Annotated in this window: 20 protein-coding genes and 5 pseudogenes; 11 read left to right on the forward strand and 14 right to left on the reverse strand. The window is 62.8% G+C overall.

All coding sequences use genetic code 11. The features are described from left to right. Window positions 1-560 precede the first annotated feature (560 nt). Window positions 561-836, forward strand: a complete 276-nt coding sequence (tatA, locus tag CCR95_RS25270) for a twin-arginine translocase TatA/TatE family subunit (protein ID WP_242523183.1) — start codon at window positions 561-563, stop codon at window positions 834-836. Here the strand turns inward: tatA and CCR95_RS11035 are convergent. The 12 genes and pseudogenes from CCR95_RS11035 to CCR95_RS11090 all read right to left on the reverse strand — a co-directional run. Continuing rightward, a pseudogene (locus tag CCR95_RS11035) lies at window positions 767-2,101 on the reverse strand (Tn3 family transposase); the annotation flags it as partial. The gene tatA and the pseudogene CCR95_RS11035 overlap by 70 nt on opposite strands. Window positions 2,102-2,443: 342 nt before the next feature. Next, window positions 2,444-3,499: an IS110 family RNA-guided transposase gene (locus CCR95_RS11040; RefSeq protein ID WP_201094300.1), complete on the reverse strand. Its 1,056-nt coding sequence runs from the start codon at window positions 3,497-3,499 to the stop codon at window positions 2,444-2,446. A 94-nt stretch (window positions 3,500-3,593) separates the two neighbouring features. Further along, window positions 3,594-3,890: pseudogene (locus tag CCR95_RS11045) on the reverse strand (hypothetical protein); the annotation flags it as partial. Window positions 3,891-3,913: 23 nt separating this feature from the next. After that, a pseudogene (locus CCR95_RS11050) lies at window positions 3,914-5,036 on the reverse strand (IS1595 family transposase). 47 nt (window positions 5,037-5,083) lie between these two features. Then, window positions 5,084-6,487 (reverse strand): annotated as a pseudogene (locus tag CCR95_RS11055) (DUF4158 domain-containing protein); the annotation flags it as partial. A 55-nt stretch (window positions 6,488-6,542) separates the two neighbouring features. Further along, window positions 6,543-7,160, reverse strand: coding sequence for a recombinase family protein (locus CCR95_RS11060; RefSeq protein WP_201094302.1), 618 nt, complete (start codon window positions 7,158-7,160; stop codon window positions 6,543-6,545). Window positions 7,161-7,307: 147 nt separating this feature from the next. Continuing rightward, window positions 7,308-7,589 (reverse strand): hypothetical protein, encoded by a 282-nt coding sequence (locus CCR95_RS11065; RefSeq protein WP_201094303.1) that lies wholly within the window; start codon window positions 7,587-7,589, stop codon window positions 7,308-7,310. Between the two features lies 1 nt (window position 7,590). Beyond that, on the reverse strand, window positions 7,591-8,757 hold the full coding sequence (locus CCR95_RS11070) for a 2-hydroxyacyl-CoA dehydratase (RefSeq protein ID WP_201094304.1): 1,167 nt from the start codon (window positions 8,755-8,757) through the stop codon (window positions 7,591-7,593). Next, the gene (locus CCR95_RS11075) at window positions 8,747-9,790 is read right to left on the reverse strand and encodes a hypothetical protein (protein WP_201094305.1); all 1,044 of its coding nucleotides are present in this window, start codon (window positions 9,788-9,790) and stop codon (window positions 8,747-8,749) included. The genes CCR95_RS11070 and CCR95_RS11075 overlap by 11 nt, the downstream gene beginning before the upstream one ends. Before the next feature lie 57 nt (window positions 9,791-9,847). Continuing rightward, window positions 9,848-10,087 carry an acyl carrier protein gene (locus tag CCR95_RS11080; RefSeq protein WP_201094306.1) on the reverse strand — a complete coding sequence of 80 codons (240 nt, stop codon included), beginning with the start codon at window positions 10,085-10,087 and terminating at the stop codon, window positions 9,848-9,850. A 36-nt stretch (window positions 10,088-10,123) separates the two neighbouring features. Beyond that, window positions 10,124-11,656, reverse strand: coding sequence for a benzoate-CoA ligase family protein (locus tag CCR95_RS11085; protein ID WP_201094307.1), 1,533 nt, complete (start codon window positions 11,654-11,656; stop codon window positions 10,124-10,126). Window positions 11,657-11,660: 4 nt separating this feature from the next. Further along, window positions 11,661-12,755: a hypothetical protein gene (locus tag CCR95_RS11090; protein WP_201094309.1), complete on the reverse strand. Its 1,095-nt coding sequence runs from the start codon at window positions 12,753-12,755 to the stop codon at window positions 11,661-11,663. Window positions 12,756-13,214: 459 nt separating this feature from the next. On the opposite strand from CCR95_RS11090, the gene CCR95_RS11095 reads away from it, so the two are divergent. The 4 genes from CCR95_RS11095 (at window position 13,215) to CCR95_RS11110 (ending at window position 17,775) form a co-directional block, all read left to right on the forward strand. Further along, window positions 13,215-14,264, forward strand: a complete 1,050-nt coding sequence (locus CCR95_RS11095; protein ID WP_201094311.1) for an IS1595 family transposase — start codon at window positions 13,215-13,217, stop codon at window positions 14,262-14,264. A gap of 142 nt (window positions 14,265-14,406) precedes the next feature. Next, on the forward strand, window positions 14,407-15,519 hold the full coding sequence (locus CCR95_RS11100; RefSeq protein WP_201094313.1) for an XdhC family protein: 1,113 nt from the start codon (window positions 14,407-14,409) through the stop codon (window positions 15,517-15,519). Beyond that, window positions 15,509-16,108, forward strand: coding sequence for an NTP transferase domain-containing protein (locus CCR95_RS11105; protein ID WP_201094315.1), 600 nt, complete (start codon window positions 15,509-15,511; stop codon window positions 16,106-16,108). Before CCR95_RS11100 ends, CCR95_RS11105 begins: the two co-directional genes overlap by 11 nt. Before the next feature lie 287 nt (window positions 16,109-16,395). Continuing rightward, window positions 16,396-17,775, forward strand: coding sequence for an IS1380 family transposase (locus CCR95_RS11110; protein WP_201094317.1), 1,380 nt, complete (start codon window positions 16,396-16,398; stop codon window positions 17,773-17,775). A gap of 872 nt (window positions 17,776-18,647) precedes the next feature. Here the strand turns inward: CCR95_RS11110 and CCR95_RS11115 are convergent. Together CCR95_RS11115 and CCR95_RS11120 are read right to left on the reverse strand one after the other, a co-directional pair. Next, the gene (locus tag CCR95_RS11115; protein ID WP_201094319.1) at window positions 18,648-19,229 is read right to left on the reverse strand and encodes a hypothetical protein; all 582 of its coding nucleotides are present in this window, start codon (window positions 19,227-19,229) and stop codon (window positions 18,648-18,650) included. Between the two features lie 506 nt (window positions 19,230-19,735). Then, on the reverse strand, window positions 19,736-19,921 hold the full coding sequence (locus CCR95_RS11120; protein ID WP_201094321.1) for a type II toxin-antitoxin system antitoxin: 186 nt from the start codon (window positions 19,919-19,921) through the stop codon (window positions 19,736-19,738). Between the two features lie 138 nt (window positions 19,922-20,059). Between CCR95_RS11120 and CCR95_RS11125 the strand changes: the two genes are divergently transcribed. The 6 genes and pseudogenes from CCR95_RS11125 to CCR95_RS11155 all read left to right on the forward strand — a co-directional run. Beyond that, a complete protein-coding gene (locus CCR95_RS11125) occupies window positions 20,060-20,554 on the forward strand; it encodes a DUF2939 domain-containing protein (protein WP_201094322.1) in 495 nt (164 codons plus the stop codon). 23 nt (window positions 20,555-20,577) lie between these two features. Then, a complete protein-coding gene (locus tag CCR95_RS11130) occupies window positions 20,578-21,267 on the forward strand; it encodes a ProQ/FINO family protein (RefSeq protein WP_201094323.1) in 690 nt (229 codons plus the stop codon). A 65-nt stretch (window positions 21,268-21,332) separates the two neighbouring features. Then, a pseudogene (locus CCR95_RS11135) lies at window positions 21,333-21,512 on the forward strand (Tn3 family transposase); the annotation flags it as partial. Window positions 21,513-22,013: 501 nt separating this feature from the next. Then, window positions 22,014-23,603, forward strand: a complete 1,590-nt coding sequence (locus CCR95_RS11145) for a methyl-accepting chemotaxis protein (RefSeq protein ID WP_242523184.1) — start codon at window positions 22,014-22,016, stop codon at window positions 23,601-23,603. Then, window positions 23,596-24,171 carry a transposase gene (locus CCR95_RS11150; RefSeq protein ID WP_201094325.1) on the forward strand — a complete coding sequence of 192 codons (576 nt, stop codon included), beginning with the start codon at window positions 23,596-23,598 and terminating at the stop codon, window positions 24,169-24,171. The genes CCR95_RS11145 and CCR95_RS11150 overlap by 8 nt, the downstream gene beginning before the upstream one ends. Window positions 24,172-24,591: 420 nt before the next feature. Further along, window positions 24,592-26,678: sensor domain-containing protein (locus CCR95_RS11155; protein ID WP_242523185.1), on the forward strand; the 2,087-nt coding region annotated here is incomplete at its 3' end.

Below are 26,678 nucleotides of genomic sequence, written 5' to 3' on the forward strand. Positions count from 1 at the left end.
GCGTTTGCCCGTTGGCGCCGGCGTCCAGCGCTGGGTGATCGCTTCCTGATCGAACCAGAAGGTGATGTCCCCGCGGGCCACCAGTGCCCGGTCATACTCCGACCAGTTGGTGACGCGGTATTTCGCTTTCTTGGGAGAGACGTCTACGCCACTGTCGGGAACGGTCGATGACATGTCTGGGGATGCTCTTCGCTGAAACCACCGCTAGATTAGACGCTTTCGGCAGGTTTATGCACCAACGCCTCTGTTAGGCGTCCTCGGCATCTCCGCGCTGGTCGCGCCGACGGCTCTGCCGGTCTCGGCGGGCATGTTGAGCTTCGATCTGCCGATCATGATCGCCGTGGCGGTCGCCTGCCTGCCGATCTTTTTCACCGGGTAGGCCACTCCAAACATCCGTGCATCGCTTCCGGACAGCAGTCGGTTCGGTTATGATCTGGCGCCTCGTCAAGCGACCTGTCATGGGTTGGCGGCAATCCTTATAAGACTGACGCGGACCATCCGCCCGCGACAGTCCACCCTTACATTCATTCGTCCACGGTTGTGGCGAGACGGAGAAACCCATGGGACTCGGCGGCATCAGTATCTGGCAGCTCTTAATTATCCTGGTCATCGTTCTGTTGCTGTTTGGCACCAAGCGATTGAAAAATATCGGTTCCGATCTCGGTGGCGCGATCAAAAGCTTCCGTAGCTCGATGGCGAACGCGGACAAGGATGACAAGGTCGACGATGAACACGGGGGTGTAAGCCCAAACCCCAGAAAATTCCGTCAGCCCAGACTCAGCCCCGCCACGATTGCATCCAGGTCGATGAGTGACCCGGTGCCTCGGAACGTGTAGTGCCCGTTAAGATGGATGTGACGCCACGCTGTCGGGGAGATCTTCTTGATCATGGCCAGGGCCTTCGCGTTCCCGCTGGCCTCGTACTTGGTGAGCAGCCGCGACAGGATCGCGGAGTTGTAGTAGATGATGGCGTTGGCGATCAGCCGCGCGCATTGGTTGCTGATCTCGATCTGGATATCGGTCCGACCAGTCAGCTCCTTCTTGCCGCCGACCTGGGCGATCGTCGAGCGCAGCTGGTGATAGGACTCGATGCGATTCTGCGAGCGGTGCACATTGCGCTGTAACTGCGGATCGCGCAGGTACCGCAAGGTGTAGAGGCTGCGAATCAGTTTGTCGAACTCGAAGATGGCCCGCCGCGTCGGGTTCGGGGCGGTGTAGGTGCAGAGCTTGCGGATCAGTGTGCTCGGTGTCATTTCCTTGAGGCCCAGCGTCGCGACGATCGGATCGATGTTGGCTTTCTCGTCCATGATCGCCTGCAGGTCGATCTGGCCGACGGGAGCGATCAGGAATTTCTCGTACCGCGACGGGTCATCGGCGCAGTAAAGCGCTTTCAGCTGTTTCTTCAGGTCGGTGAACCGCGGTTCGAAGCTCGGCCCGAACCAGTGCAGGATGGCGAAGTTCGCCTTGTTGATGCTGTGCATGTCGCCGGTGATCATGCTCGGCACAATCTCGGAGGTGTTGCGGTACCAGATATCGAACACATGGTGGGCCTCGAACTCGTGTGCACCGATGAGCCAGCTCTGCAGCGGCACATGGTTGCACAGCAGGGTGTAGGCGACAACGCCCTTGCCGCGACCGAAGTATTTCCGCGAGTGACGTGCCTTGACCGTCGGGCGCTCGACGCCGAACTTCTGCCCGTCGACCGCGCCGTAGAGCGCGCCCAGGTCGAACGCGTAGTGCGGAAAATTCGGTAACTCGGCGATGGCGTCGCTGATCCGGTCGTTGGCCGCCTGCAGCGAGGTCTGGCGCAGGTACTGCTGGGAGGTCTCCTCCAGGACGTGATAGGGAATGTCGCTCGTCTTTGCGATCACGAAATTGCCGTGATTCATCGCCTGGGCAATGATGGCGGCCATCAGGCTGTCGGCATCGGCGACCTGCTTGGCGTAGCGCGGCTGCAGCGGCGTCAGCGCCGACAGGAACTGGCATTGGTCGTTGACGAAACGGAACACGTCAGCCACGTCGCAGAACGCCAGTTGTTCGTAGAAGTTGTCCTGTCGCGCAGCCTCCTGGTTGGCCTTCGGTCGACGCCAGGTTAGCGTCTTGGTCCCATATATGGTCCGCCCCGCGATGCAAGAGGGAAACCGCTGTTTCTGACAGAAGGAGACGTTGCAGCCATATATCCGGCATCGTTTGAGGTGTCGTCGCCGACCCTCGTGCCCTGATGGAATCCGCGGGCCTTCCCATCCTCATCACGCTCTCAGTCTCAGCAATGCTGGCTGGTGGGAGTATCAGGTTTTCGGGAAGGCAGGACGTGCCTTTCATGCCATCACAGTGATGTTCACTCTTCGCAACTCGTGGTGATCGGTACTCGGTGGTGACGACCTGTCGGGCGCCGGTTGATTGATCGTGATCCGGTCGTGCTGGCGTTCAACGCCGCGCGTGGTTCACCCCTTGACGACCGCCCCGATCGCCGGATCGTAGGATTTTTCGGTCGTCATCACGGCATAGGCGATCCGGGCGATCTTGTTGGCCATCGCCACGCTGGCGACGTTGCGATGCCGGCGCGTCTTCAGCGCCGCCGCCCAGCGGCTGGTGGCATCCTCCTTGCGCTCAACCCAGCGCATCACCGAACGCGCGCCGTGGATCAGCAGCTGACGCACATAGACATCCCCGCGCTTGCTGATCCCCAGCAGTCGCTCACGCCCTCCGGTGGAATGCTGGCGTGGCACTAACCCCAGCCAGGCGGCCAGGCCGCGGCCGTTGCCAAACACCCGGGGATCCTCGCCCACCGCAGCCAGCAAGGCGGTCGCTACCGTCGCGCCGATGCCCGGGATCGTCATCAGCCGCTGGGCCGTCTGATTGCTCTGGGCGATCGCCTGGATCTGCTCGTCATAGTGGGCAACCCGGGTGTCGAGGTGGCGCAGTTCCTCGGCCAGTTCGTTCAGTTCCGCGCGGAAACGCGCACTGAGACCGTTCTCGCCATCCTCCAGGATCTCCGGCAGATGTCGCATCAGCGCCGCACGCCCCTGCGGGATCTCGATGCCGTACTCCAACAGCAGACCGCGCACCTGATTGACCTGGGCCGTGCGCCGCTCCACCACCAGGCTGCGCATCCGGTGGATCGCCTGCACGTCTTGCTGCTCGACCGTCTTCACCGCGACCAGGCGCATGTTGGGGCGCTGCGCCGCCTCGCAGATCGCCTCGGCGTCGGCCGCGTCGTTCTTGTTCGACTTGACGAACGGCTTGACGAATTGCGGCGCGATCAGGCGGATCTCATGGCCGAAGGTGCGAAACCGCCGTGCCCAATGATGCGCACTACCGCACGCCTCCATCGCCACCGTGCAGGGCGGCAGGTTCGCGATGAAGGGGCTCAGCCGGTCGCGCGTCAGTTTCTTGCTGAACACCGCTTTCCCTATCGCGTCCATCCCATACGCGTGAAAGCTGCGCTTGGCCAGATCGATTCCCACCGTGACGACAGGCTCTTTGCTAAACTCGCTCATTGGTCTGCTCCGCTACCTCGGTTGACGATGTGTTTCATGACATCGCTCATTGTGCCCGCTTCGGGCTCGTTGGAGGAGCGGGGCGGACCATCCCATTACGCTCATAGTCAAGATGCTTGAGCTTTCCTTGGCTCAGCTCGCGATTAAACGCCAGCCATTGCGTGTGTAGCTCGCTCGTCAGGGTATCGAGCTGGGTGTGGATCGGTTTGCGCAGCCAGGGGATATCCATTTTGCTGAGCACGTCCGCCTTTTCCTCAAGGGAAACGAGCTCGTCGGTGAGGCTGCGGTGCTGCAGGCTGTCGTCCAGATAGAGCTCGCCTGACTTGAGGCGTTTTCTGATCTGGCGGTACAGCCAGAACTCGTATCGATCGGCATGTAAGCCGGTGGGTTCCATGCCTATCCGGTTGCCTCCCACTACGTCTCCAGCGGCGGTGCCGAACTGGTTGGGTGTACCCAGGTGCCTTGGTAGATTCCGGCATAGGTCGGCCCGGCATTCTGCATTCCAATTTTTAGCACCGCGTCGAACGCAGCCATCGGCCAGAACCGACGATTGAACCGGAAGACGAATTCGTTGAGGTAAGCCTGAAGATGTTTGGAGCTGACCCCATGATGCGTGCCGAGAAGCCAGGCATCCAGGTTGCCGAAAACAACGTGGATCATCGGGAGGTGCGCGTCCGTGATGGCGTGGTCCCCACGAACGGCAACACGGTCGTGGAGATACCCGGCGGCCTCGAGTGGATCGTACCCACTCCAACCATCAGTCCGCACCATCGCCCCGGGTTGCACGGTCGCCAGAACAAACGGGACCAGCGTTTCCTGCTTCCGGTTGGCGACGACCTGAAGCCTGAGTCGTCCCGCGACGACACTCCGGCCATGCCCCTCTTTGGCGGACTTCGGCTCTGCCTTCCGGCGTCTGCCCTTTCGCGCCGCGCCTTTCGCTTCCTCGCCCGCCTGCCCTCTGATCAAGTTCGGATCCTCGCCCGCGAACGGAATGGCTTGACGTGGATGAACTTCAACGGCGCCGATGACCAGCGTCTTGTGGTGGACGCCTTTCCCCTCACCCTGCGTCGCGCCGCCAACGAGCGTCTCGTCCACCTCGACGGGGTACTGACTGCCGATCACGTCTCGGTCGGGGCGCACCATCGCCGCGCGCCGCTTGTGGAGCATTTGGAAGGCCGTCTCATCGCGAGACAGGCGCACACAGCCACTTCTGGAACTGGAGAGCGCTCATTCCGGGAGGACCATGCGTCACAAAATAGGCGCCCCAAAACCAAGTGGAGATGGAAACCTTGCTCCGGTGGATGACGGTGTTCGCGGTCAAGCTTGTGTCACGCCGACAGACCCGGCAGCGGACAACCCCAGAGCGATTGCGAAAGCGAAACGGCTCTCCAGTGCCGCCGCAGCGAGGGCACTCGAAGCCGTGGGGAAAGCGGCGCGCGTACAGGTAGTCGAGACAGGCCGCTTCGTTCGGGAAAATGCGCTGGAAGTCGGGAAGGGACTTCGGCGCCGTCAAATCCGGCGGCAGATCGGCTGGCATCTGCACAGAGTAGGCCGGCTGCCTGTGGGAGGCAACCGGATAGGCATGGTGGGTTCCTCGTCGGCATCGAACGTCAGCAGAAACGATCGTAAACGCTTCGGCAGCGTCGCCTTCGGGCATTCAGCGAGCGGGCGCTGCGACAGGCGTTGCTGTTTGGCGAACACCTCGTTGACCCAAGCGAGTGCCTCGAGCCACGGGTTGTCCGCCACGATCCCGCGAAACTCCAGCGCGCTGTAGAGCGGGCGCAGATGCCGGCGAATGCGTGCGGCCAGGGTGTCGACAACCTCCCAACGCAGGGCCAGCTGGCTTGCCGGCTTCACGCTGAGGTGCTGGCCGGTGATCTGTAGGGTCTCCTTGGGCATGATTTTGAACGCCCGCTGGCGGACGTCGCCGAAGGGCGTGGCGTCGTCGACCGACTCGTCGACATAGAGCAACAGTCAGCGCCCGACCTGCGGGGTTTCCTGCTGACGGCGTATCTGTTCTGCGAGAACCTGCTTGTTGGCCAGAGCTTTGGTCTCGTCCTCGAACTGCTGGGTGTGGTAACCCAGCGCGGCGACGAGATTGTCGGTGAGCTGACGGTAGCGTTGCCAGACGTAGCAGAGCAGGTACAGGTGGGTCTGCTCCGGCTTGAAGCGGCGCAGGTCGTAGACCGTATAGAAGTTTGCCAGGCTCGCATAATAGAGCAGATTCTGCTGTGAGATCGCGAGCTTGGGCAGGAGCGTCTTGGCGATCCGGTACAACGGCTCCAGCCTGGCACGCTTGTCCCGCTCGCGGGCCATCTGTCGCCAACCGAAGTCCTTGGCATCCTGCTTCAGGGCGGCCAACTCCGAGAGCGTGTCGTCGCTTACCAAGAGTTGGGCCAGCGCCTCCTTGGCCGCCGCGTCGAGTCCCTCGGCGAGCTGTTCGCTCAAACGGCGGCGTTCAGCGGACAACGCCTCACTGATCACTGTCTGCAAGGTCGTGTAGCCGGGACGGACGATTCTGCGCTCGTTGAAATAGGCGACCAGCTCGGCGACGATGAAGCCGAGCGTGACATCGCAACGAACGATCTGGATGAGCTGCTGCTCGAGTTGCGGAAGGAATGCGGCCGACCAGAGCCGATAGTCGAGCAGCTCCGCGGTTATCGCGCGCTGTGTGTAATGCTCATGCTTGGTGATGGCCTGCGGCTCGAAGACGCGGTCGCTGAAATAACGCGCCAGGACGAAGGCACAATCCGCCTGCACCTCGTCCCAGATGAAGCGGAAGAAGGCCTGCTTGGCCTTGAAATAGCCGATCTGCAGAACACAGTAGACCTGCGCGTGCAGACCGCCACGGGAGCAGGCCAGGGCCAGTTGCGCTTCTGATAGGGACAGAAATTCCAGACGCTGTTCTTCGTCAAAATCCGGTAGGCCGTAGAGGGCAAATTGCTCGGCGTCCGATAGGACGGTCAGTGACTTGTTCTTCGTTGCCATCGCTGTCCCCTCTATTTCGAGAGGATGGCGCAGGACGCCTGCACGAGCGGCGGCATCAGGACTTGGCCCGGTGCCGTGCCCAGATCCGCTTGACCTGGCTGACGCTGCATCCGGCCAACTCGGCCGTGCGCTCGATGGTCTGGCCGGCGCGGCGCAGGGCAACGATGCGTTGATGGGTCGCGGTGTCGGTCTTGCGACCGGTGTACTTGCCGGCCGCCTTCGCGAGCTGGACACCTTGGCGCTGTCGCTCGCGCCGTGTCTCGTCGTCGTCCCGGGCCATTTGTAGGGCCAGCTTCAGCAGCAGTTCCTGGACCGACATCAGCACGATCTTGGCGACGCCATCGGCCTCGTCTGCCCAGTCGGAGAGATCGACCAGGCCTGGTACGGCCAACCGAGCGCCCTTGGCCCGAATGGAAGCGACCAGTTTTTCCGCTTCGGCCAACGGCAGTCGGCTGATGCGATCGATTTTCTCGGCAACCACCACCTCGCCCGGTTGCAGATCGGCGATCATCCGTAGCAGCTCGGGCCGGTCAGCGCGAGCACCGGACGCCTTCTCGCGGTAGATGCCGGCGACGTAGTAGCCGCCAGCACGTGTGCTGTGCTCAATATCGGCCTGACGGGAAAGATCCTGTTCGTCGGTGCTGACGCGGAGGTAGAGGCGAGCGATTTTCACGGAAGACGGCCAAGATGGGTATACGCAAGTTGCCCAGCTTGGACTACCTGGCCAAGAATGACCAGGGACGATGTCATTTAGCCATTAGCGATTTGGCCATTCAAATTGGCCATTTTTGGGACCGGCGGAATTTTCTGGGGTTTGGGCTTACACCCCCACGTAGGAACAGACGTCGTCGTAGCCGCCGGTTTCGGCCTGCTCGATCAAGCGGGCCGACTCGCCCCGGATCCCCGCCTGCAGGGCCAGGATCTCGGGATAGATCGGGAGTATGCCGAAGGCGAGCAGGATCTCGATGAGATTGCCGGGGACGAAGGTATAGACGACCTTGCGACCGGAGGCCGCGGCCCCTTCAAGCCGATCGAGATAGTCACCGAGCATCTGGTTGCGACGCTCGCGCGAGGCGCTCTTCAGACCCGAGACCGCAGTCACCTCATTCCTCCTGCGACCAAAGGCGGATGGCGTCGCTGAAAGTGCCAACCAGTTCACGCACCGCCAGTGGCTGATACGACTGCTCGGAGTAATTGGGGATGGTGTATAGGGAATCCCGGCCCGCCGCAGCGCCTCGCTCAGGCTGGGGCGCTCGAGCAGGGCCGGATCGCAGAACGAGGGGGCGGCAAGGATCACGCCTTCGGCCCGCGCCTCGCGAACCCGTCGCACCAGTGCCGCGCCGGGCTCGCGCGTCCTGATACTTGAATGGCACCGTTCGGGTCCGCCGCAGATATCCCTCGACCAGGCTGTCGAGCGGATCGCCATCCTCGCGCAGCGGCGCTTCGAGCCAGTTTAGCCCGAGCAGCAGGTCCTCCTCGACGATGGCGCAGCCCGCCTGCTCAATGGTCTTGAGCAGGCCCGCCGGCGGCTGCTCGCAGAAGGCGCCCTCCAGCAGTACCCGCGCCGAATCACGCCAGGGCGGTCCGGCGCCCTGGGCGATGGTCTCCAGATAGGTTTCCAACAGCGCGATGTGCTCAGTGGGATGCAGGAAGAGTGCGCCGCGGATCAGCCACAGATAGTCGTCGATCGGGACGCGCTGGGGCTCGTCGCGGCGCCACCGCCGCAAGCACCGCAGCCGATCCTGCTGGCGGTTGGTGAGCACGATGGCCGCCCGCACCCGCTCCAGGTCGGGCTCCTCGGGCGCGTGCCCCAGCAGGCGGGTCGCCAGGCGCAGCAGCTCGGCGCGCAGAAAGACCCCGCCGATCTCGGTATCGAAATTCTGGGGTAAGTCGAGATAGAAACACCAGGGCCGCGGCCCCTCCAGTTTCCAGATGCCGGAGAGATTACGCAGCACGTCGCAGCTCGAGGGGACGATCAATCCGGCGAAATCGGCGAACAGCCCCCGCTGCGCCATCTCCACCAGGCTTCTGGGCAAGTGGCAGATATAGGATTGAAAGCAGGCGTCGCCCTGAATGATCTCCAGACCGGGCCAGGCGCCCCAGAGACCGACCGCGAGTCCACCGGCGGCATAGATCAACTCGCGGGGCACATGGCCCGGCAGATAACCGACCAGGGGCGCGCCAGGATGCAGCGCCTGCCAGCGGCGTACCGTGCCCAGTTCCTGATCTTCGCTGTCGGCGCGCAGCCGGGCGATGAGTTCAGCCGTCATCGGCGGCAAGCGGCGTGAGCCGCAGCCACTGCTCGTGGACCTGGTCGCGCAGGAATTTGGCCTCCGCGCTGTAGACCTGGATGGCCTCGAAATCCAGCGGCTCGTGCAGACGCTCCAGCAGCAGCGCATCCTCGTCGAGCCAACGCGGCGCGAGACCACAGCAGAAGAAACCCAGCTCGCCGAGCGGCCCGAGCGCCCGCTCGACCCAGGGCTCGGCGAGGTTGACGAAGATCTGCTCGACCCTGGTCCCGCGCGCGGCGCAATCCGCGAGCCACTCCCCCAGACGCACCTCGATGTCCGCCCCGGTGCCTAACAGCGCGGCTCGGCTCACCTGGGCATGAGGAAAGTGCTCGACACGCAGTTCGCTGACCGCTCCCACGGGCACCCGGGCGTGCGCGAGCAGGAGTTGCCGCTCAAGACCGGCGCCATCGAGCAGTCGGGCGATGAAGGGCCGCAGATCCTCGGGCAGATGCAGGACACGCGCCCGATCCTGGTCACAGCGCACCGCGAGCAGACAGCTCCCGCGCTGCGCGCCCGACCCTTCGCGCTCATAGGTGGAGGCCGGCATGAGCCCGGCCTCCAGGGCGAAGTCGCGGCAACCGATCAGCCGGGTCACCTTTTGGGTCGCGAGATGATGGCAGACCGCCTCCCCGAAGATGGCCGCCGGCCGCACCTGGTCGAGCAGCGGACCGGCGATGAATTGATTGATCTGGAAGGCCGCGAAGCTCTCCCGATAGGCGGGCAGCACCAGATACTGACCGACTTCCAGCAGACCCGCGAACGGCGGGCTGCTGCGATAGAGCGCGCCATGGGCGAGGATGTCGCCGCTCGGCGCGCGGGCGACGACCGAATAGAGCCGTCCGCTAGCGTTCTCCGCGCGCAGCCGTTCGGGGTCGTAGTAGAGATCGATGGGGTAATCCGGCCCATAGACCGCGCGCACCAGATCCACGAGCCCCTCGGCATCGCCAGGCTGGAATCGATCCACCACGAAGGTTTGTCCGGGCGCGATCGATCGAGCCTGACGACTGCTCATGGGTCTGCTCCGGTGCAACTGGATGGGTGAGAATCGTTCGCGCTCGGCCCTTCAGGGTCAGCCGAGGCGCTGATTGACGAAGTCGACGAAGGCGTCGACCGAGCGCAGGACGGCGGCGTTGGCATCGCTCATGTCGACGCCATAGCGTTTTTGGACCGCCATGGCGATCATCGGAAAGTCGATCGAGTCGAGCCCCTGCTCCGCCAGGGACGCGGACGGATCGAGCCGGTCGATCAGGTCGGGGGCGATGCCGACTTCACGCATCACCTCGGTGATATCGGACGTTTGGATTGCCATGCGCTGACTCCTGTGGGTAGATGCCCAGAGGCTGGGCTAATGGTCTGTGGCATCGGACGATGCCGCAGGCGGTGGGGCGACCGGGTCGCGCAACTGGAAGCGTTGCAGCTTCCCGGTGTCGGTGCGCGGCAGATCCGCGCGAAACTCGAAGTCGACCGGACAGAGGTGCTCCGGCAGGCGCGCGCGCAGATGGTCGCGCAAATCGGCAAGGGTCGGCGCTGGCTGGCCCACTGGGATCACGAAGGCCTTGGGGCGCACGAGGCCGAGCACCTGAACGCCCACCACGGCGCAGTCGGCCACGCCCGGATGTTCGCGCAGCGCCTCCTCCACCTGCCCGGGGACCACCCAGTGTCCGCCCGACTTGAACAGATCGTCGGCGCGGCCCAGGTGGGTGATCCAGCCATCCTCGGCGATGGCCAGATCGCCTGTCGCCAGCCACCCCTCGCCGCGCAGCAGGCGCGCGGTCTGTTCGGGGCGGTTCCAGTAACCGGGGGTCAGACTGGGACCACGCACCTCCAGGTGGCCGACCTCCCCATCCGCGACCGGCGCGCCCTGAGCGTCGATCAGGCGCGTCTCGTAACCCGGTACCGTGCGTCCGGCGCAGCCGGGGCGGACCTGATCGGGCCAGTTGGAGATGAAGATGTGCAGCGCCTCGGTGGAACCGAGTCCGTCGCAGATCGCGAGCCCGGTCCAGGCCCGCCATTGCTCAAGCAGGCTGGCCGGCAGGGCCTCGCCCGCCGAGACACAGAGTCGCAGTCCGGGCAGCACGCCGGGCTCGGGCAGTGCCTGCAGCAGCCGCGCGAAGAGGCTGGGCACGGCGAACAGGTGGCTCGGCCGATAATGTTCGATCAGTGCCAGAATCCGTGCCGGTGTCGAGACGGCGGGATTCAGGATGGCCTGTGCGCCCGTGACCAGGGGGAAGGACAGGCTGTTGCCCAACCCGAAGGCAAAGAAGAGCTTGCTGGCCGAGAGCAGCCGATCGCCCGGTTGCAGCCCGAGCACCTGGCGGGCATAGGTGTCAGCCGTCTGCCGCAAGTCCGAGTGCCGGTGGATCACCCCCTTGGGCCGTCCGGTGCTGCCGGAGGTATAGAGCAGAAAGGCCGGGGCCGCGTCGGTGACCGGGTGGGGGTGCCAGCGCGGGCTCAGTGCGTCGAGACTGTTCGCGAAATCCGCCGCAGCGGGATCGATCCAGTGTCGGTGGGCCTCTTGGGCAGCGATGGCCCAGGCGTTCTCGGCGCCGGCCAGCACCAAGGTCGCGTCGCAGTCGTCGAGGATGAAGCGGGCGGCCGCGAGCGACGCCAGTGGATCGAGCAGCACCGGGACGAGACCTTGCAGCATCGCGCCGAGAAAGGCCGCGATGGTCTCGGGTTCATCCGGCCGGGCGATCAGCAGGCGCTCGCCCGCGGCCATGCCGCGATCGCGATAGAGGTCGGCGAACTGGCCCACCCGCTGATGCAGCCAGCCGACGCTGAGGCTTCGCTCCTCGCACCGATAGAGGATCGCCTCGGCATCGTCGGTCGCGCGCTGCTCCAAGAGTGAGCAGGCGGCGTTGAGCGTGGGTTTGGGCATGGCGTCAGGCTCCGGCCAGGCGCGCGCGCACCTGCTCGCGATCCGCCAGGATGGCATCGAGCAGGGCCTTGGCGTCATCCGTCAGCAGCTTGATCCGCGCGGGATCGAATGGGCAAGCCAGCCGCTGCATCAGCAGCATGTCGCGATCGTTCCACAACGGGAGCAGCCCGCCGAGGAAGAATCCCTGGGCACGGGCCGCGGCTACGGCCTCGGCAACGCCAGGCTCGGTGAGTGGCAGGACTAGGTGCAAAACCTGTGGGGCCGAATCGTCCTCGGTCAGATGCTGGATGCGCTCGGGGACATCGCGACCGAGCCGAACGACGGTCATCTTGATCATGCCGGAGTCGGGGTAGCGTGCAATCGCGGCCTCGGTGACGTCCCGAGATGGCTCACAATCGGGCAGGATGGTCCGTTGCAGACCGTGACGCGCATAGAGCGGCTCCAAGCAGTCCCGATAGATCGCGGGGAGATGGACCGCATGGGGGATATCCTCGAACACTTGGACCGCGTCGAGCAGGGACACGCGCTCCCGGGAGCCATAGTCTCGTTCTTCCGGCCGTGGTGCCAGGGCGCCGAGCTCCAGGGCATAGGGCCGAGCGGCGAAACGAACGCATAGCTTCTGGGTCACCAGGTGATCGCACACAGACTGTCCGAATAGGGCGTTAAGGCCCAGTGTGCGTGGCAGATCCCTATTGACCATCTCCTGCATCCGTAACAGGAGCTTACCGGCGGAATAATTTGGATCAACGATGGTGGAGCCCGACTCCATGATCCCTGTTCCAGGCGGGTTGCGATAGAGGCCGCAGACGGCGACGATATCCCCGCGCGGCGTGCGTCCCACGACATGGTAGAGATCCGGGCCGGTATTGAGCGCGACGATCGCTTGTGGATCGTAGACATAGTCGATCGGGAAGCGATCCCCGTAGGCGCCGTAAAAAAGGCGGGCGATGCCGGGGGCATCCTCCGGTCGAAACGGGTCCGCTGTATAGGACTGACTAGGCTCCAGCGGCGCATAGGCGCGTGCGATCGCGGCGATTTGCGCGGCGCGCGGCGTGGATGCCCCGGCTTGGGGCAGCGCGGTGTCGGTCTGCTCACTCATGCGTCATCTCCCAGCGCGGCGATCAGCGGTCCGACCGCCTGCACCCCGAAGACCAGTGCCATTGCCACATAGGACTCCAGCGCGTCGAGTGAGCGGCGTGCCAGCATCGCCGAGTTGAAGCCCTGGCTGTTGATGTTCTGATCCGCACCTCGTCACCAAAGAGTTCGCTGGCGCGTCGCCGCTCCTTGCGATAGCCAAAGATCAGCGCACGAACGAGACGAAAGGCGTCGCCTGACATCGAAACAGAACCGCAGCATGAATCGGACTCCAAGGCCGAAGCGAGCGTCGATCGCCGTTCGCCGTTCGCCGTTCGGTCAGACTCCGCCGTCAACCAGATCGGCCGCTGCCCTCATGATGAGTCGCGGTAGATTATAAACCGCCTGATAGCGACCATCAACGTCGATTGATCCATGCCTATCCGCTTGGAACAGGTTGAGACTTCGTGGCACAATCTGACTCGTGCACGACTACCCCAAGACCCTTCTGGAGTTTCAGCAGTTTTTCCCCGACGAGATGGCCTGCGCCCGCCACCTGGAGCATATCCGCTGGCCGGAAGGTTTCGAATGCATGGCATGCCGTCTTCCCGGTGAACCGTGGCGGCTTCTGTCCCGCCCCCGCGTACTCGAATGCAGTCACTGCGGCTACCAGACAAGCCTCACCGCTGGCACCATCATGCACGGCTCACGACAGCCGCTGCACGTCTGGTTCTGGGCGGCCTACCTTGTCACGACACAAACCCCAGGGATGCGTGCTCTGCAATTTCAAAAGCAACTTGGTCTCGGACGCGACGAGACCGCCTTTCAAATGCTGCACAAGCTGCGTGTTGCAATGGTTCGCCCGGAGCGAGACGGAATCGGCGGGGAATGGCCTGTCGAGTTGGACGAAACATGGGTGGGTGGTGCCACGCAAGGTGAAGGACGGGGACGCCACCACAAGACGCTGGTCGTCGGCGCGGTGGAGGTGCGCCCTCGTGCGAAGGCGCCGGGACCTGACCCAAACTTGCCCACCGGGCAAGCAAAGACCGCTCACAGGGGTGGCCACGGTCGCAGCATCATTGCTGGACGGCTCCGCCTCCAAGTCGTGTCGGGGCGCAGCCAAAAGGAGTTGGAGGCGTTCGCTCTCGCTGCGGTGGCCCCAAATTCCGTCGTTCGCACGGATGGATGGATCGGTGACGACAACCTCACCAAGCTCGGCTACCGCCACGACCCGCTGTCCATCCAGGGTGACCAAGAGAAGACCGAAGCCCATCTGCCGATGATCCACATCGTGTTCGGGAACCTCGATGCCTGGTTGCTGGGCAGCCACCACGGAGTCAGCCCGAAACACCTGCAGGCGTACCTCAATGAGTTTGTGTTCCGATTCAACCGCCGGTTCTGGCCGATGGTCGCATTCGACAGTGTGCTGAACATCGCCACCCGGTTAGAGGCGCCGACATACCGAGAACTATACGAAGGGAAGCGCGCGCACCCGATTCCGGCAAAACCCGGCCAACCTGTGCCAACCGGATAGGCATGGATTGATCAATCATGAAAACCGCGTCCTCGGCGTCGCCGCGGATGGACCGATTGGCTGTCCTCCCTAAACGACGCATACTATCCTGGACTCGGGTTCTCATCCTGCACATGGTCCATCGCTGACATCCACTCGCTCCATGCTCTCATCCAGTTTCTGTCAAGCCATCCTGACCTCCCTGGTTCGTCGCGAGCCAGTCGCCAACGCGATGATCCTGGCGCAGCGCGGCTCCAGTCCTCGTCATGCCGGGGCGCGAATGCTGGTGCGCACGGACGGAAGCACCCTGGGCAGCCTCGGCGGGGGCTCCATGGAGGCGCAGGTCATCGACATGGCGCGCGCGGCCCTTGCTGATGGTCAGGCGCGGTGTCTGACAATCGACCTCGGTAGCGAAACAGGGTGCGTCGCAACGGACGACTTGGACATGCTCTGTGGGGGTGAGACCGATGTGCTCATCCATCCGCTCGATCCCGCCGAGCCCGGCTGGTTGAGCCTTTATCGGTCATTGTCCGCACCGTCCGAAGCGAACCTCCAAGGCTGGCTGATCACCCGTCTCACGCCTCTGGTCGGTCAATGGCTCGTGCGGAAAGACGATGCCCCGCTGGGCGTCGGTGCGCTCGCCCCGGAGCTGGCCGCGACCCTGATCGGTCGCGTCAGACGCCGCCAACCGACCCGTGTGCGGGAATTGGTCGGAGAGTTTTTGGTCGAACCGCTTCTGACGCCCCGGAGACTGTTGATCTTCGGCGCCGGGCACATTGGTCTGCGGTTGGCGAGGCTCGCGGCAGAGACCGATTTTGCGGTTTGGGTGCTGGACGATCGCGCTGAGTTCGTCACCTCCGCGCGATTTCCGCGAGTGGATCGCTTGATCCAACTGGACGGCTATGAGCAGGCCCTGACCGGAATCGAGTTGGGTCAGGAGAGCGATGTAGTCATCCTGACGCACGGTCATGCCGGTGATCTTGCCGTCCTGCGGCAGGCGCTCCACCAGGCCCGGACGCGGCCGGTCGGCTATCTCGGCATGATCGGCAGCCGTCGCAAATGGGAACGGATGCGCAGCCGATTAGAGACGGAGGGCTTTGCGACCGAGGAACTGGCTCGGGTGCATTGCCCCATCGGTCTGGCGATCGGTGCTGAAACCCCGGCGGAGATCGCGATCAGCATCCTGGCGGAACTGATCGGAATCCGGTCGGCGCGGTTGGCGAGGAGTGACGCCGAGGAATCAGCGATTGCCGCTCCGGTCGTCCGTGTCACCTGATCCAGTCGCCGGACTCATTCTGGCCGCGGGGCGTTCCTCCCGGATGGGGAGCCCGAAAGCGTTGCTGCGGTTTGACGGCCTGACCGCGCTCGAGCAGAACGTGGCGCGCATGCGCCTGGCCGGGATCGACGACATCCGTGTGGTGATCGGACATGATGCCGAGCGGATTCGCTCCGCGCACCCCGATCTGCCCGTGCGCTGGATCGAGAATCCCCAGCCCGAGCGCGGCATGCTCTCGTCCATTCTGACGGGTGTGGCACAACTCAGACGCGATGAGGTCGCGATGCTGCTGCAACCGGTGGATATCCCACTGGTCAGTCCGAAAAGTCTTGCCGCCCTGCTCGATCAATGGCGCCGACAACAGGCCCCCGTGATCTATCCGGTCTTCAAACACCGCCGGGGCCATCCTCCGCTGATCGCGCTCGATTCCGTCCCGTTCGGAACCCACTGGGATCAGCCGGGCGGGCTGCGCGTGTGCCTGCATCGATTCGACCCTGATCGATCCATCGAAATCGACGTCGAGGACCCCGCCATTCTCGTCGATTACGATACCCCAGCCGATTACCTCGCTGGTCTCCGGATCGATTGATGCCGGGATCGACTCTGGGCGCAAGTCCATGCCGGGAATGCGCTGAGCCCCGAGGAATCTCTTGTTCTGATGGACGCGATGGACGCAGGTCTCGTGAGCCGTTTGCTCGGAGACGATAATCTGGCTCTCTGGGATCTCAGTAGGTCGACATAGTTATAAACTGATGTTGCGCAGAGGGTCTTGAAACTAGCCCGAATTATTCACAAAAATGGGCGACACTCGTTTAACCAATTGATGAAATTGGTGTTCCGTCAAGAACGCTTCGGAGAAGCTAAACGAGGTCGCCCATGTCCCAGTCTACCCCAGAGCCGTTGCGATTTCCTCCCGTCGATGGCCTGACCGTGCGCGCCGACGTTGACGGCGGGGCGATGTCGTCTGACGTCGGCCCCTTGATTTTGCGCGGCGTCGACCAGCAGATCGGCCTGACCGAACGACTCGCCCAGACGCTCGATGACCAGCGCCATCCCCTGCGCGACCTGATCGCCCAGCGGATCTTTCAGATCGGCTGCGGAGACGAAGATGGCAACGACGCCAATGCGCTGCGCCGCGATCCGCTGTTCAAGCTCGGCTTGGAGCGCCGTCCCCTCGATGAGGCGATGGACCTGGCCAGTGGGCCGACGTTCTCGCGCCTGGAGAATGCCGTCTCGACCAAGGACATCGACCGGATGGCACAAGCCTTCGTCGATCCGTTCATTGCCAGCTACCCCGAGGCACCCGAGGTGATCGTGATCGACCTGGACCATTCCGAGGATCCCACCCACGGCCAGCAGGAGTTCGGCTTTTACAATCACGACGACCAGAGCCACTGTTCCCTGCCGCTGTTTCTCTTCGAGGGACTCTCGGGGCGGTTCATCACCGCCGCGCTGCGCCCCGGCAAGCGTCCCACCGGCGCCGAGAACGCCAGGATCGTCAAACGCGTGCTGCAGCGCCTGCGCGCGGCCTGGCCCGAAACCCGCGTGATCCTGCGCGGGGACGGGCATTTCGCCAACCCGGAACTCATGGCCCTCGCCCTCGCCGATGGCCAAACCGATTTCCTCTTCGGCCTCACCGGCAACCGGATCCTGTCGCCGCTGGCCGCCCCCTTTCTGGACATCAACCGTCAACGTCATGCGGTGCGCGGTGAGAATGCCCATCGTCTCGACCAGCCTCTGCCGACCAGTACACGCTCCTACCATGAACTGGAATACGCGGCCGGGACTTGGCCGCAGGCGTTTCGCGTCATCCTCAAGGCCGAGGTGATGGCTTTCGACGACAATCCCCGCTTCGTGGTGACCTCGCTCGATCTGCCCTCGCCCGAGTGTCTCTACCGCGACCTCTACAGCACGCGCGGTCAGGACGAAAATTTCATCAAGGCGCTCAAGAACGACCTGGCCAGCGATCGCACCTCCGATCACCGCTTCCTCGCCAACCACCTGCGCCTGTTCTTCGCCTGCGGGGCCGATGTCCTTCACCACGCACTGCGGACCAACGTGCTGGTGCACACCGAATTGGCCCAGGCGCAACCCGCGACGGTCATCTTGAAGCTGTTCAAGATCGCCGTGCGCGTGCGGCAGTACAAAGATCGCGTCAAGTTGCAGTTGCCGTCGAACTGCCCGGTGAAGGCACTGCTACACCGGGTCACCGAAATCGTGTTCCTGACCCGTCCGCCGGATCCGCTCACCATCTGACCCCTTCGCTCAACCGCCTGCCTTGACCATCCAGCCCGTTCGGGCAGGATCGCTCGCGCCTGTCTGATGGCAACGCCACCCTTCCGGGACGCTCAGGCGGGCCTGTTCCAACCGTCAAGGGTCAAATCTGCCCGCGCTGCACGCGTCGGCAACCCCTCATACCGTCTGCATCGCACTGGAACCCAACTGTGATCGTCGGTTTCTGGGCCTGCACAGAGGTTTATGAAACATCCGGGTTAAGTTGTTTGGATTGGGCATCCGTTGCCCGGACAAGTGAAGACTTCGTGTGACGAGCAGTACGTGCTGTCAAAGTTATAGTAAGCAACGCTCATGCCATGATCTTTTATATTTAAAATCAGTCGCTTAGCAGAAATCCTTGGGGCGCGCCGTCGACAAAGGCGACCGTTGTCGACAAAATTGTCGACGCGTCGGGTTGCTCCGCTGGCAACGGGGGGGCTCCGAACAGATTCCGGACGCCCGGCGGATCGTCGTACATACCGAACCGGCCGGGCATGAGGATTGCGTTCTGGCTGAGAACCGCCTTGCCCGGCGGCGCACCGAGGGTGAGCCGTCGGGAACCGCTCCCTTGAGTCGCCTCAGCCGTGGGGCGCTTTCAGGTGCGGGTCCACGGGTGGGATCACGCTCATATTCGGCGTCCCCGGCAACCGGGGCCACGCCCTCTCGCTCCACTCGAATGCCTCTGGATGGAAACCGTTGCAGGGGATTGGAGGAATTACTGACCGATTGATGTTTGCATACCCTCGATTCGGTGCCAGCCGCATTCACATCAGGCCACCGGAGAGATCTCCGTCAAGGAACGACGCGCCGCATTCAGACCAGCCCGGTCGATAAAAACGCCACTGGACCGTCGGTCAGGATCCTGGCATCGCCGCCGCACCGGCCAGTTCCAGGGTCGCCTGATCGCCTAACACCGCCTGGATTTCGACCAGGGTCGGTGGGCGCGTGGAAGCCGGCTCGTCGTGTCGCCCAAGACAGGTCAGGCGCATCAGGTTGGGATCCTGGCGGTTATCGAGCCAGAAGTGATAGCCGAACCGGACCATCGGCGCCCCCCCGCTGTCGCCATGGCCTGCCAACTGGAACCGGACCTGGCCGTCCGTGCCGGGAGGCCGATCCACGCTGGACACCAGGGCCACATAATCCTGAACGCGCGTGATCCCGTACCGCCCGGGCTGGACGGTCTGGCGCTTGTCGGGGTCGAGGCGCCTGACCTCGATCGTGCAACTCGCGTCGATGGCCGACGAGCGGCCCGAGGTGAAGAAGGCGCGGGTGCGTCCGGGCGGGATCTGGATCGGCTGGTTCAACCGCAGCGCGCTCCCTGGCGGGATTACCACCCACTCGCCCGGCACGGACTCGCGGACGAGGGTTTGACAGGCGCCGAGGAGCAGGACTATCAGGCAGATGGTGATGTAGCGGAACCAGGAGCGCGAGATCATCTTGTCCAATCTTAATCCCCTTAAAAGCGGGTCTCAGTGCGAACCAGGTGAGTATGACGTTCTCAAGGGGCGTTTCGAGTCTTAATCCCCTTAAAAGCGGGTCTAAGTGCGAACTGTCTTGCGCCTCCAGATGAAAACGAAAACGCGCGAGCGGGGGAAAGGGCAGCGGCTCGGCAGCGGCTCGGGTCAGGCTTGCGTCATGCGCGCGACCCATCTCAGGCGACCTGCGGCGGGTGCGCCTGGGTGGCGGAATCCTGTGGCATTTAATGTCCTCCGGGTGGGTGTGCGCGGCCATTCCTGGCGGTGTCCTGTTCCTGGGGCGATCATCCGGCAGGCGTCTGCCGGACGTCGGTTTCGCAAGCTTGCGCGTCCTTTCCCGGTACCGCTAAAGGCATTGGCGCCGCCCATTGACGAGCCGATCCGTGATGCCGTTGTTGTAGCAAACCGGAAGTGCCGCGGGAGGGCTTCGAAGGGCGAGTGGAGAACCAGGTGGTCGATGGAGTCGATCACGTCCGCCGCTCCACAGATGCTGGCTGACTGACCGCAATCTTTTCGCGCCCGCACCAGTCCCGAATCATCACCTCCAGCATGTTCGCCAGACTGCGATGCTCCTGCTCGGCGGCCTGGCGCAAGGCGTCCTTGATGCCTGGCTTGATGCGAAACGTCACGGTAGTGATCTTGGGGACGGTCATGCAGACGGTTTTCCTGATTGGCGATACTGCACGGAGACTGTCAATATACCGCACACAGAAAATCGACGCGAGCAGATACACCAGATGAAAAAATTGGCATGGATCATCGGCAGCGTGTTGCTCGCCGCGCTTGGCTAAGTGACGGCAGGCCCGTATCTCGCCATTGCCGACATCAAGACCGGCATTGCCGAAAAGGATACGGACCGGCTCGCGGCCAAGGTCGATTTCCCGACCTTGCGGCAGAATCTGAAGGATCAGATCAACGCGCGCCTGCTGCACAACACAGCCGGGGAATTGAAGGACAATCCCCTGGGCGCACTGGCGGCGGGTTTGGCGACCACGATGGTCGATGGCATCGTCGATGCCTTCGTGACCCCGGCGGGACTGGCGAACGTCATGGAAGGGGATCGACCGTCCGAATCCCTCGTCAAGCAGACGGTGAAAGCGGACACCGGACCGCCGCCCAAGGAAGAGGATTTATTGCAGAACGCGCGCTATTCCTATGACTCGTTCAGCCAATTTTCCGTCTGGGTGCCCGACGACGAAGGCAAGGAAACGCGATTCGTGTTACAGCGTGACGGGGTGACCTGGCGGCTCGTGAATCTCGTGCTGCCCATCGTAGATCCAGCCTGACGCTTGTAGAGAGCTGTTAAACCATGGCCGACCCCAATCCCGACCCGCCAGCCGCTCCCACGCCACCGCTCGACTTGCCCGCGCGCTACCCGGCCTGCTTTGATCCGAGCAACCCGCGCCCGCTCAAGCTCCATATCCACAAAGATCTCGCCGCCGCCGGTTATCTCCGCAAGGAGACGAAACGCGCGCTCGCGGCCTATTGCTTGCGCCGCGCCTACCTCAACGCCATGCTGGCCGGCGCACCCCGCATCGACCTGGACGGCCAGCCGGCGGGCGAAGTCACCGAGGACCAAGCCGCGCTGGCACAAGCCATGCTGTCCGGTGCCGTGCCGATCCCCAAGATCCGCGCCGAGCGCCCGCAGGAACCCACGCCCGCACCCACGCCCGACCTTCCCCAAGACGCCCCACTGACCCCGGAGAACATTGTGACCGGTCGCCTCGAACTCACCGTGAAGTTTACGCAACTGCCTCAGCCCCTCCCGGTCAAGGCCGGAATGAAGATCGGCATCCAGACGGACACGGCGCTGGTGGTTGCCACCCTGCCGCCGAAGGTCTGGAAGAAGCTGGAACAGGCCGCGCGCGACTGGCCGTCGTGGATCGCCTCGCTGACCGGCAAGCTCGGTGCCCAGGCGGGTTCGGATGCTGGGGCCGTGGTGGTGCTGGAGCAAGCGGCGGTGCAGGTGTTCGAGCGGAAGGCGAAGGCAGCGAATTGATGCCCGCGCGGACATCGGCCCCAAACCAGGAAACCGCCCTGTCCAGTCCCTCGATCGCGCTCCGGATCCTGTCGCGGCTGCTCACCAAGTACGAGGCCAGCGGGAACGCGAAGGCCCTGGCCATGATCAAGAAGATCTCCCCGACAGCGTGGCGTCACATCCATCTTAACGGGCACTACACGTTCAGAGGCACCGGGTCACTCATCGACCTGGATGCAATCGTGGCGGGGCTGAGTCTGGGCTGACGGAATTTTCTGGGGTTTGGGCTTACACCCCCAGATTAAGCATGGTCTGCGTGGGCTGGATGTCTCCCTGTTCGATGCTGACGCAATCTACCAGCAGTGGCCGGATGCGCTGATGAGTTTGGACTTTCTGAAGCCCTGAGTAGCGGGGTAAGTCTTCTGCGAACAGGGGTAGATCGGGCGATCATTGTCTCCAGTAACAGTCAAGGGTAGTCTTTTCGCATCATCTGAATGATGGGTTTGGAAGCTACCTTGGACTCAAGCATGCTGATGGGAGTCCGCCATGACGTGGTACTGTGCGATAACAACCGGGGGCCGGGCAAGGACGGGACGAAGACAGCATCCCAGGAAATTGCCGCCATGCGCAAGACGGTGAGCCGTTCGACCGATCCAGGTGATTCGTTGTCTCCGTCTCGACCACCATTCAATAATCGGTTTATGAAAAACAATAAACAAAAAAAATCCATGGGACTCTCGTCAAAGCTGTTTCTGGCAATGATGCTCATGAATCTGATTACCGCTGTGGCGTTCACGCTTTACATTTACCACGGACAGAAACGCATCATCATGCAGGGCATCGACGACAAGCTGCTGGCGAGCGCACAAGGCGTCAGGCTTGCCGGCGATCTTTTTCATGACAGGATTGCTCATCCTGAGACGATCACGCCGGAAGACTATGAGTTCTTGCAGGGCAGCCTGTCGCGGGTGGCGGAACAGTCCGGAATCAATTATCTCTATACCATGATCAAGCGCGGCGATGACATTCTCTTCACCGCATCGAGTTACACCCAGGAAGAGCAACAAACGGGCAAGATCAATCAACTCTTCGACCCCTATGAGGATGCCAGCGACGGCTTGAAGAAAACCTTTGCCAGCGGCGAACTGCAATACGATCAATACAGCGACGATTGGGGCGAATTCCGCTCGATCTTCGTGCCGGCAACCTCGACCGATAGCACCGGCTATGTCATCGGTGCCGATGTGTCACTGGCAAACATCGCGCATACCCTGCGTCATCATCTGCTCAACTGCCTGCTGATTGGTCTCGCGGTTTTTGCTGCCGGAATCCTGATTTCGCTCGCCTTGATCCGCTCCCTGAATCGTGCGGTCAGACAGCTTGCCGAGGGCGTCAACCGGATCGCTGACGGCCATCTGCATACGCTCATCACCCATGATTCCGACGATGCGCTGGGCAGGCTCGCTACCGACATGAATCGCATGGTAGACAGTCTGCAGACGATCATCGGGGAAGTCATGAGTTCCGCCGATCATCTGGCGACGGCAGCAGATCAGCTCTCGTCAACCTCTGGCCTGATTGCGGCCGGCACCGATCAGGTTGTGGAACAGTTGGATCTGGTCGTCGCGGCCGGTGAGGAAATGACCGCCACCTCCGAGGAGATCGCGCGCAACTGCGTGACGGCCGCAGAGAAGGCCCGACAGGCCACGGAATCCGCTGCGGCGGGTGCCGTGATCGTGGGGCAGGCCATCCAAGCCATGGGACGGACAGCCGAGCGGGTCAAAGATTCGACCCGAATCATCGAAGGATTGGGCAGCCGCTCCGATCAGATCGGCAAGATCGTCGGCGCCATCGAGATGATCGCCCGTCAGACCAACCTGCTGGCGCTCAATGCCGCCATCGAAGCGGCGCGCGCTGGTGAACAGGGGCGTGGCTTTGCGGTGGTCGCCGACGCCGTGCGCTCGCTGGCTGAACAAACTACGCGCGCGACCCAGGAAATCGCCCAGACGATCCAAACGATTCAGCAGGAAACGCAAGCTGCGGTGCGTTCCATGGCGGAAAGCGTGAACGAAGTGGATCAGGGCGCCATCGAAGCCCACCAGTCGAACGCCGCACTGCGGACGATTCTCGAACAGATCGAAGCCGTCAGCCACCAGGTCGACCAGATCGCCACGGCGACCGAGCAGCAAACCACCACCACCACCGGCATCAGCGGCAACATTCAGCGGATTTCGGACGTGGTTCAGCAAACGGCGAGCGGTTCGCAGGAATCGTCCGTCGCCGCGCATGAACTTGCTCGACTCTCGACGGAATTGCGGGGACTTGTGGATCATTTCAGGCTGGTGTCGCATGACTGAGCCTGACACTGAAACGCCCACGGTTCTTGTGTCAGGATGTTGGTATCCAGCAGGTGGTGCGGGTCTTCATGCATGTCAGACACTGCCGTTATCTGAGGATCTGCGCGTGGAGCAGACTCGGGTGCTGCGCCAGCCCCGCCGGCTGTGGGGGCACGCGCTCTATCTCAGCGCTAAGCGCCTGGAGGATGGCGAGTGGTTGCTCATCGCGAGCGACGCCTATGCCCACCAGGCGCTGGCGGAATACGCCGTGCGCTGGACCATTGAAACGCTGTTCGCTGCCTTGAAAACCCATGGATTTCATCTCGAAGACACCCATCTGACTCAGCCCGCGCGCGTTGAGCGGTTGCTCGCGTTGTTGACGATCACCGCCGTGTGGGCGGTTCAGGTCGGTCTCTGGGGCCATGAACAACAGCCGATTCCCCAAAAAAAACCTTGCAACGGCCTCAATTCAGCTTCTTCCGTTATGGACTCGATGCGCTCCAGCGCCTGGTGGCCAAATTGGCCGAATGCCGGGCCGAGTTCCTCTGTGTGTTGGGCTTCATGCTCGACGGACAACCCTTTAAAGTGATGTGTGACATGAGCCGTGCCTGGCCATGACCGCTAAATCCTATGAGTTTCTGTACTGTACTGAGCCCCAGGACTTAAAATGATTTTGTAAGTCAGGATCGTGGCAGAAAGCTAATAAAAATGACTGGATATCATATTAGATGGCTATATCAAGAAGAAATGATTGGCTCGGACTACTCGCATTTGGCTTAACCTATTACACTGTGGCGAACATAGGTATGAAACTATTTTCATTGCAGCCATCCAATATCACACTCATCTGGCTTCCATCGGGAATCGGCTTGATCATGGCGCTGAAATGGTCTTACAAAGCAATCCCATTTATTCAGCTTCTAAGATCCTCCTCGATGACACCCTGGACTGGCAGTCATGGTTCGGACCCGATGGCCACTACCTTTGGGTCAACCCAGCGGTGGAACCGATGACCGGGTATACGCCAGAGGAGATTCTGGCGATGCCTGATTGGATCTCGGCGCTGATCGCGGAGGAAGATTGGCCGGTCTTCGGCGAGACCTTCCGGGAGGCCATGCGCGGCAGTCGTGGCGAGAACTTCGAGTTTCGCTATGTGCGCAAGGATGGCGTGAAACGCTGGCTCAGTGTCGATTGGAAGCCCGTTATCGACGCCCAGGGGACGCCGCTCGGGACACGGGCCAGCGGGCGGGACATCACCGATCTCAAGCTGGCGCAAGAGGCGCTGCAACGCAGTCAGTCCTTGCTCGCGCATACGGAGGCGATCGCGCACATCGGTAGCTGGGAATGGGATGTCGCGACGGACACCGTGACCTGGTCGGACGAGTTGTTCCGCCTCTTTCAGCGCGACCCCGCCGAGGGGGCGCCATCCTTTGCGGACCATGCGCAACTCTATGTCCCCGAAGACATGCAACGACTCAGTGATGCGGTGCAGACCGCCCTCGCTCACGGCACGCCCTACGAGCTGGAACTGCGCGCCATTCGCAAGGACGGCGCGCAGCGGGTCTTGATGGCCGTTGGCCAAGTGGAAACCGACACGGAACAGCGGGTCACGCGCCTCTTTGGATTCGTTCAGGACGTGACCGAACGCCGCGCGGCCGAACGTGCCCAGCGGGACAGCAAGCTGCAATTCCGCTCGATGTTCATGAACGCGCCACTCAGTATTCGGATCCACGACTTGGACACCGGCGAGTTGTTGGATGCCAACCCAGCCGCCTGCGCGCAGTACGGATACGACTCGCTCGAAGCGCTCAAGGCCAACTTCGACGATCTGTGGCTCGAACCGCCCTATTCCATCGACGACGCGGTGAAGTGGGGCGCCAGGGTGCTACAGGAAGGCCCGCAGCAATTCGAATGGCGCTACCGCCGCGCCGATGGCGCCTTGCGGTGGGAATCGGTGCAGTTGAGCACGTTCGTCAGGCACGGCGACGTCTGCATTCTTGCCATGACGGTCGACATCACGCACGACAAGCAGATTAGGGCGGAATTGCACGCCAGCCAGGGGCGCTTTGAACACCTCGCCCATTATGACCCGCTGACCATGCTGCCCAACCGCCTGCTGCTGGCCGATCGTCTGCACCAAGCCATGGCGCAGACCCAGCGACGGAGACAACACCTGGCACTGGCGTATCTCGATCTGGATGGGTTCAAGGCGATCAATGACCGCCACGGACATGATGCCGGCGACCAGTTGTTGGTCGCCCTCTCGCACCGGATGAAGCTGACCCTGCGCGAAGGCGACACCCTGGCCCGGCTGGGTGGCGACGAGTTCGTTGCCCTGCTGGTTGATCTTGAAGACAGCGACGCCAGTGTGCCGCTACTCATTCGATTGCTCGCCGCCGCGGCCACGCCGGTGCCTCTCGGCGATCTCGTCGTGCAACTCTCGGCCAGCGTCGGTGTCGCCTTCTATCCGCAGCCGGACGAGGTGGACACGGATCAACTGCTGCGCCAGGCCGATCAGGCCATGTATCAGGCCAAGCTGGCCGGCAAGAATCGTTACCATGTCTTCGATGTCGAGAAGGACCATCGCGCCCGCAGTAAGCATGAAAGTCTGGAGCGCATTCGCCAAGCCCTGAGCGCGCGCGAATTCGTGCTCTATTATCAGCCCAAGGTCAACCTGCGCAGCGGGGAGGTTATCGGTGCCGAGGCATTGATCCGTTGGCAGCATCCGGAGCGCGGACTCCTGCTCCCGCAAGCGTTCCTGCCGGTAATCGAGGATGATCCGTTGGCGGTCACGCTCGGCGAGTGGGTCATCGAGAGTGCACTGACGCAGATGGATCGCTGGCGGGCGAGCGGGCTCGACCTTCCGGTCAGCGTCAATGTTGGCGCGCGCCAGTTACAGCAGGTGGATTTTGTCGCGCGTCTGGGCGCCCTCCTGGCGGCGCATCCAGGGGTCACGCCGTCGAGCCTCTCGCTGGAGATCCTGGAAACCAGCGCGATGCAAGACCTGGCGCACTTCTCCAAAATCGTCGCGGATTGCCGCGAACTCGGGGTGAGTTGCACCCTGGACGATTTTGGCGTCGGCTATTCCTCGCTGAC

It is taken from the genome of Thiocystis minor (genome assembly GCF_016653465.1).
Lineage (GTDB): Bacteria > Pseudomonadota > Gammaproteobacteria > Chromatiales > Chromatiaceae > Chromatium > Chromatium minus.

What these genes read in the sequence shown, in the direction of transcription:
- tatA (WP_242523183.1), top strand. Translation starts at nt 561, where the DNA reads ATGGGACTCGGCGGCATCAGTATCTGGCAGCTCTTAATTATCCTGGTC.
- CCR95_RS11040 (WP_201094300.1), bottom strand. Translation starts at nt 3,499, where the DNA reads ATGAGCGAGTTTAGCAAAGAGCCTGTCGTCACGGTGGGAATCGATCTG.
- CCR95_RS11070 (WP_201094304.1), bottom strand. Translation starts at nt 8,757, where the DNA reads ATGACGGCTGAACTCATCGCCCGGCTGCGCGCCGACAGCGAAGATCAG.
- CCR95_RS11075 (WP_201094305.1), bottom strand. Translation starts at nt 9,790, where the DNA reads ATGAGCAGTCGTCAGGCTCGATCGATCGCGCCCGGACAAACCTTCGTG.
- CCR95_RS11080 (WP_201094306.1), bottom strand. Translation starts at nt 10,087, where the DNA reads ATGGCAATCCAAACGTCCGATATCACCGAGGTGATGCGTGAAGTCGGC.
- CCR95_RS11085 (WP_201094307.1), bottom strand. Translation starts at nt 11,656, where the DNA reads ATGCCCAAACCCACGCTCAACGCCGCCTGCTCACTCTTGGAGCAGCGC.
- CCR95_RS11090 (WP_201094309.1), bottom strand. Translation starts at nt 12,755, where the DNA reads ATGAGTGAGCAGACCGACACCGCGCTGCCCCAAGCCGGGGCATCCACG.
- CCR95_RS11100 (WP_201094313.1), top strand. Translation starts at nt 14,407, where the DNA reads ATGCTCTCATCCAGTTTCTGTCAAGCCATCCTGACCTCCCTGGTTCGT.
- CCR95_RS11110 (WP_201094317.1), top strand. Translation starts at nt 16,396, where the DNA reads ATGTCCCAGTCTACCCCAGAGCCGTTGCGATTTCCTCCCGTCGATGGC.
- CCR95_RS11115 (WP_201094319.1), bottom strand. Translation starts at nt 19,229, where the DNA reads ATGATCTCGCGCTCCTGGTTCCGCTACATCACCATCTGCCTGATAGTC.
- CCR95_RS11120 (WP_201094321.1), bottom strand. Translation starts at nt 19,921, where the DNA reads ATGACCGTCCCCAAGATCACTACCGTGACGTTTCGCATCAAGCCAGGC.
- CCR95_RS11130 (WP_201094323.1), top strand. Translation starts at nt 20,578, where the DNA reads ATGGCCGACCCCAATCCCGACCCGCCAGCCGCTCCCACGCCACCGCTC.
- CCR95_RS11145 (WP_242523184.1), top strand. Translation starts at nt 22,014, where the DNA reads ATGAATCTGATTACCGCTGTGGCGTTCACGCTTTACATTTACCACGGA.
- CCR95_RS11150 (WP_201094325.1), top strand. Translation starts at nt 23,596, where the DNA reads ATGACTGAGCCTGACACTGAAACGCCCACGGTTCTTGTGTCAGGATGT.